The sequence below is a fragment of the Fibrobacterota bacterium genome, from assembly GCA_019509785.1.
Classification (GTDB): domain Bacteria; phylum Fibrobacterota; class Fibrobacteria; order UBA11236; family UBA11236; genus Chersky-265.
Genome location: JAEKLQ010000036.1, coordinates 1 through 6,031, shown reverse-complemented (window position 1 = coordinate 6,031; position 6,031 = coordinate 1). Strand labels below are relative to the sequence as shown.

Below are 6,031 nucleotides of genomic sequence, written 5' to 3'. Positions count from 1 at the left end.
TCGGGGGCGACCTCGGCGTAGACGCCTTCGCGGGAGAAGGCTTGGAAGGATTTTTTCACCCGGCGATCTTCCCCGGAATGGAAGCTCAGGATCGCCGCGCGGCCTCCCGGCGCAAGGCATTCGGGCAATAACGCCAGGAACCGATCGAGGGCGCCGAACTCGTCGTTGACGGCGATGCGCAAGGCTTGGAAAGTGCGTTGCAACGAAGCGGAGGAATCCTCTTCGCGCTCCGCTTTGGGAAGATCCTTCAGCGCGAAGCGGACGGCATCGGCCAATTGCAAGGTGGTGCGGATCTTTCCCTTGCGGGAGTGGATGATCCGGGAAATGTCCTCCGCATGGGGTTCGTCGGCATTGGCATAGAGCATCAGGGCCAAATCGCCCTGCGAGATCCCTTTGATGAGGTCGGCGGCCGATTGCCCATGCCCCGGGTTAAGCCTCAAGTCCAAGGGCCCGTCCGCCTTGAAGGTGAAGCCCCGCGCGGGATTGTCGATTTGCATGGAGGAAACCCCCAGGTCGGCGAGGACGAAATCGAATCCCCGGCCCAGCTCCGCGGCCAGTTTCGCGATGCCGGCGAAATTCATGCGGCGCACCTCCAGTTCGCTTTCCGCATACCCGAGCGCCCGCAGGCGCGCTTCCGTACGGGGCAATTCGATCGGATCGACATCCATCGCGAACAAGGTTCCCCCGGGCCGGATGCGAGCCAGGAGTTCGGCAGCATGGCCGCCGTAACCCAAGGTGGCGTCGAGGCCGATCTCCCCGGGCTTGGGGGCGAGGATTTCCAGGATGGGGTTGACGCAAATGGGCCGATGGGTGCCGGCCGGGGTTTGGCCGCGGGCAATCACCTTCTGGGTGTCCGCTTCGTAGCGGGAGGAATCCAGTTCCTTATATTTCTCTTCGAATCCGCGGGGGTGGGTCCCGCGATAGCGGACCCGTCGTTTATGGGGAATATCCTGATCGGCCATGGCAGATCCGAATTATATCAAATTCGGATCCCTTTGCCAGAAGCCGTCAGCTCCCCTGCCGGGGCCGCTCAGGTTATAAGCGGACCCGAAGGCTTTCGAGTTTTTGCGCGCCGGCCGTCATGCGGATGAGATACATGCCATGGCCCAAGTGGGCGGGCAATGCGGTTTCATAACGGCCTGCGGCCATGTATCCATCCGCGAGCAAGGCCACCCGCTTCCCGCGGCTGTCCATGATTTCCAGGGTTACGGGAATCCCGGCCGGGACGGCATAACGAAGGACATTATGTTCGAAGGAAACCGCCGCTCGGGAGGGAACCGATCCCACCCGGGGCCGGAACGCGGATACCGTGACGCCGGTGTCGTTGAGGACCATGAAGTCGAACAAGGTGTATCCGGCGGTGCCGCCCTTCGACGAGGCCAGCATCCTCACATAGCGGGCCGAGGCCGTTGCGAAGGTCTGATCGGTCACCGAACGCGGGCCAACGGCGGCGCAGGTATACACGTCCGTCCAATTGGCGGTATCGGTGGCCACCTGGATCTTGAAGGCCTTGGCGTAGCTGGAATCCCATTTCAGGATCACCCGGTTGACGGGCATGGCCGAGCCGAGGTCGACGCGGATCCATTGGGCGTCGCCGTCGCCGCTGACCCATTTGGAGGAGGAGTAGTTCTTCCAGTCCGTGGAATCGGTCACGTTGTTCGGGGTGTTGGATCCGGTCGACGAGGACGCCGTCGCGGTCTTATGCAGGGCCAGGTTCCTTTTCAGGTCGAAAGCCCTCCAGGTCCCGTTATCCGGATCGACTTCCCAATCCTGGTAATAGTTGATGAGCAGGGTATCCTTGGGGGTGAAGCTGAAGGGCAGCCAGGCGTAATCCCCCAGGCGGGCGGGATCGGGCCTCTCCCAGCGATCGCCGCCGTACATGTACACGGTGTCTTTCGGGCCGTTGAAGTTGTAGACGAAATCGCTTTGGGTGTCCCAGGAATTGTTCTTGGTGTTCCCGGGAACCAGGATCGGCTGCAGCTTCGTGGTCCAGGGGCCGGCGGGGCTGGTGGCCGTATAGTATTGGGATTCGGTCGATTGGGTCCACAGGGTGAGGGAGCTGATGTAATAGTAGAGCCCGTGGGCCTTCATGACGCACATGCCTTCGCGGCTGCCTGCGTTCCAGAGCATCATCCGCTTGGAAACGCTCTGGTAATCCGGCGACATGAGCGCGAGGGCATGCTGGGAGACGCCGCCGGAATTCGCGCCGGGAATGCTGTCCCATACGTAGGCGAGATAGGCTTTCCCGTCGGTATCCTGCCACACCGACATGTCCCCGATCGGGGATCCTTGAACCGGGTTACTCGTCACCAAGGTGAATTTCCCGTCCGGCGTGGGGCTGGTCGCGATGCCTAGATTACATGCCGATGAGGACCCTGTCTTCAGGAACATGACGTAGAGTTTGGTGGAATCGTTGTAAAGGACGTCCATCCGGTTGGTGCTGGGGGCAACGATGACCGCGCCCTTGTTCGTCCAGTGCAGCAGATCGGTGGACGAGTAGCACATCTGGTTGGAAAAGCCGTTGGCGCTGCCGTACCAGTAATAGGTGGTGCCGAACTTGCGCAGGGTGCCGCTGCGGGTATGCACGGCATTGCCCTCGGTATCGTACACGATGAAGTCGTTATGGATGGTCAGCCATTTCGCCTGCGGGGCTTTCGCCAACCCCAGGAGGACGGCGGCCGCCAGGCCCAATCGGTAGAGAAACGATGTCTTCCGGAACGTCATCATGAGCTCCCCAATCCGTAGGCGGAATCGCCGACCCGTAGATTTTCAAATGGTGCCCATAACTTAGTGGATTCAGGCCGAAACCACCCGCCAAATCCGGCCTATCCCGCCCCAAGTTCCGGGATTCGGGCCAAATTCCACTTTTTCTGCCATCTATTTTCCCGTGCGACAGGAAATACGGACGCCGGCCCAGTCGCTGGTAGGGGTCGTAAAGGGGATCGATTGGGGACCGCTCCAGGAAGCCGCAAAGGAACTCTCGTCCTTCGCGACTCCGCCGAAGTCGCGGATTACCTTGGTTTTGAGATCGGTGACCTTCAAGGTGAGCGAGTTGCCGACAAGGGTCCCTGCCACGCTATCGGGCGGATCAAAGTCCGATTTAGACCAGGAAACATAGCCATTTATGGCCTGCCCGGATTGCGCCAATTCCAGGCTCCCCGTATCGACGGCGAACAGCGCCTCGCCCATGGTGGTATCGATGACTTGCCAACATCCGCTTAAATCGATTTTATTACCGGCATTTTGCAGGTCGCACCCGGCCAAAATCGCGGCGGTAACCAAACCGAAGACCCATATCGATTTCATAGACGCTCCCGTTTCCAGAAACCCGATCGTTCCCATGCTGCCACTTTCCATATTTTAAATCCTCCCATGACGGGTGCCTTCCGCTTTTCAGGCGAGACCGCTCTCAAAAGCGGAGCGCGTGAGCCATCCCGTAGGTAGTTTTATGCGGGGCTTTTTCGGACATCGTACATAAAGGGTGGATCAAGAATGAATCCAAAGGTCGATTTTTATTTCAACAAGGCGGAAAAGTGGCAGAAGGAAATCCGGAAGCTGAGATCGATCGCCCTTGCCTGCGGCCTGGCCGAAGAACTGAAGTGGGGCTGTCCCTGTTACACGTTCGAGGGTAGCAACATCGTCCTGATCCACGTGTTCAAGGAATATTGCGCCCTCCTCTTTTTCAAAGGCGCCTTGATGAAGGATCCCAAGGGTATCCTCATCCAACAAACGAAGAACGTGCAGGCGGCCCGCCAAGCCCGCTTCACCGATGTCAAGGAGATCACGAAACTGCAATCCCCCCTGAAGGCCTATATCCATCAAGCCATCGACGTGGAAAAAGCCGGTTTGAAGGTGACCTTGAAAAAGGTTACCGAATACGCCGTCCCCGCGGAATTCCGGAACCGGCTGGAAAAGGATCCCGCCTTGAAAAGGGCCTTCGAGGCTTTGACGCCGGGAAGGCAAAGGGGCTACCTCCTGCATTTCTCGGCGCCCAAGCAATCCCAGACGCGGGAGGCGAGGATCGAGAAATGCGAGGATCGGATTCTCGATGGAATGGGCTTGAATGACTAAGGCGCGCCTAACGGAATGCTGGACGAAGCGCGGCGACCGGCGTCGCCGCGGGGGATCACTTTTTCTTTTTCTTGGCCGCTTTTTTCTTGGGCGCCGGCTTTGCTTTCGCCGGTTTCCCCATGGGGAGCGGCTCCAGGATGCTTACGCGGTTGCCTTCCGTGTCCGTGAAGGAAACGTATTGCCCGACGCCGGGAATCGCCATCGGCTCGCCCAATACCGTGCCGCCCGCCTTGGCGATCTTCTGCATGGCTTTCTTGATGCTGCCGACCCCGATGACGACGGAAGGATATTGGGCCGGCCAATCGGGCTTCTTGGGGAAGAAGCCGCCATTGATGGTCCCGGGAATTTTCGGACGACCTTGCGGCCCGGATTCCGTCGTGGACGCCACGACGTAATTCCCCATGTCTTCGCCCATGGCCTCCATCTTCCAGCCGAAGGCGGACTTGTAGAATGACGATAGGCGCTTCTTATCTTCGAAAGGCATTTCAAAGTGAACTACGGGATCCATAGCAAACCTCCGGGTGTTGGAATCTGACGGCTTGAAAAGCTAGCCATCTTACGGCGAACTATTGGCCTTCCGGTGGTTGCCAAAGCTCGACTTTGTTTCCCTCCGGGTCCATGACCCACCCGAAAATCCCGTACTCCGATTCATCCACCTTTTCGAGCACCTGGCAGCCTTCTTCCCGCAGCAGTTTTAGCAGTCCATGCAGGTCCGCCACGCGGTAATTCACCATGAAGGACTTGCCGGGAGCGAAGTTGGAACCGTTCCCGATGGACCAGGCCGTAGTGCCATTGGCAGGAGCGCCCGAGGCATCGACCCAGCGGAAGGCCGCGCCTCCCCATTCCGTGACGGGGATGCCGAGATGGGTTTTGTACCAGGCGCGAAGTTTAGCGGGGTCCTTGGCGCTGAAGAAGATTCCGCCGATTCCGGTTACACGCTGCATAATCGACCTCCGGGATGTTTCCATTTCAATCCGATTTCAATTCTTCGCTTTTAATTCATCGCCCTTAATTGAGCGTGAGTCGCCAGTATTCGGCCCCGACCACGCAAAAATTCCACAGGACATGGCACACGATGCCGGGCAGCAATGATTTCGTCCGATATCGAAAGTAACCATATAGGATCCCCATCATGGTGTGGGAAATATACATGGCCGGATTCAAATGGATGATTCCGAAGAGGAGTCCTTGCAGAAGGATGGTCTGCCCGGGCTTCAATACCAATCGGAATTTCTGGAAGAGATACCCCCGGAAGAAGATCTCTTCGAAAACGGGAGCCAGCAAAACCGTGCTTATGAAGGCCCATGGAATCCTCAGGGTCCCGAGATCCGTCTTTTCGAGATAACTTATGGTCGAAACCCCGAGCATTTCGACTAGTTGAAAGTACAGATAAATCCCCGCGCCCGTCAGGATGGCCATGGGAACCATTTTCAATGGCGAATAATATTCATTGAAAAACCGTCTGCTTAAAAAAAAGATCTTCGATCTGAACGGATAAACAGCGAATAGGACGACCGAATAAAATAGGAGATCGATGAGTATTTCGATCTCCAGGTGAATGCTTTTCGGGGTTATTTTCAGCGATAGGAAAAGGAGGTCGACCCCGAAGAGGATGGCGTATGCCTTTATCGCCGGCTCAATCGATTGCCAAGCCGAGACGGGTAGCTTATAAACCAAAGCCGCGGGAAAACCGCAATGAGGGCAAAATCTTTTTGCTTCCGGGTTCTCCGATCCGCATTTCGAGCAGGCGATGATTTCCGCCGGAGAAGGGTTTTCAGGCGCTTCCACGCGCCAGCCCTTTGGTGGGAATAGCCGCCTTGATGCCGTTAATCAAAGCCATGATCACGGCGACCTTCACGATTACGCCCTGGATAATCGTTTTGGGGTCGACTATCGCGCTTAGTACCATGACTCCCAGGTATATGGACAATGCGGTCACGAAAGCGGAAAAAGGGGACTT

7 protein-coding genes and 1 pseudogene (1 of these 8 cut by a window edge) are annotated in these 6,031 nt (G+C 57.6%); 1 reads left to right on the top strand and 7 read right to left on the bottom strand.

Annotated elements, in window-relative coordinates; genetic code table 11:
• The 3 genes and pseudogenes from rsmH to JF616_09785 all read right to left on the bottom strand — a co-directional run.
• Positions 1–962 (bottom strand): annotated as a pseudogene (gene rsmH, locus JF616_09795) (16S rRNA (cytosine(1402)-N(4))-methyltransferase RsmH) (it extends 100 nt beyond the left edge of the window).
• A gap of 73 nt (positions 963–1,035) precedes the next feature.
• Positions 1,036–2,727, bottom strand: a complete 1,692-nt coding sequence (locus JF616_09790; protein MBW8888034.1) for a discoidin domain-containing protein — start codon at positions 2,725–2,727, stop codon at positions 1,036–1,038.
• 150 nt (positions 2,728–2,877) lie between these two features.
• Positions 2,878–3,306 (bottom strand): hypothetical protein, encoded by a 429-nt coding sequence (locus JF616_09785; protein MBW8888033.1) that lies wholly within the window; start codon positions 3,304–3,306, stop codon positions 2,878–2,880.
• A 186-nt stretch (positions 3,307–3,492) separates the two neighbouring features.
• Between JF616_09785 and JF616_09780 the strand changes: the two genes are divergently transcribed.
• Positions 3,493–4,071, top strand: coding sequence for a YdeI/OmpD-associated family protein (locus tag JF616_09780; protein ID MBW8888032.1), 579 nt, complete (start codon positions 3,493–3,495; stop codon positions 4,069–4,071).
• A gap of 55 nt (positions 4,072–4,126) precedes the next feature.
• Here JF616_09780 and JF616_09775 read toward each other — a convergent pair whose 3' ends face one another.
• The 4 genes from JF616_09775 to JF616_09760 all read right to left on the bottom strand — a co-directional run.
• Entirely contained in the window at positions 4,127–4,579 is a 453-nt protein-coding gene (locus JF616_09775; protein MBW8888031.1) for a VOC family protein, read from the bottom strand.
• A 58-nt stretch (positions 4,580–4,637) separates the two neighbouring features.
• Positions 4,638–5,015 (bottom strand): VOC family protein, encoded by a 378-nt coding sequence (locus JF616_09770; protein ID MBW8888030.1) that lies wholly within the window; start codon positions 5,013–5,015, stop codon positions 4,638–4,640.
• A 64-nt stretch (positions 5,016–5,079) separates the two neighbouring features.
• Positions 5,080–5,490 (bottom strand): CPBP family intramembrane metalloprotease, encoded by a 411-nt coding sequence (locus JF616_09765; protein MBW8888029.1) that lies wholly within the window; start codon positions 5,488–5,490, stop codon positions 5,080–5,082.
• Positions 5,491–5,845: 355 nt separating this feature from the next.
• The coding region (locus tag JF616_09760) for a hypothetical protein (GenBank protein MBW8888028.1) at positions 5,846–6,031 on the bottom strand (186 nt) is incomplete at its 5' end.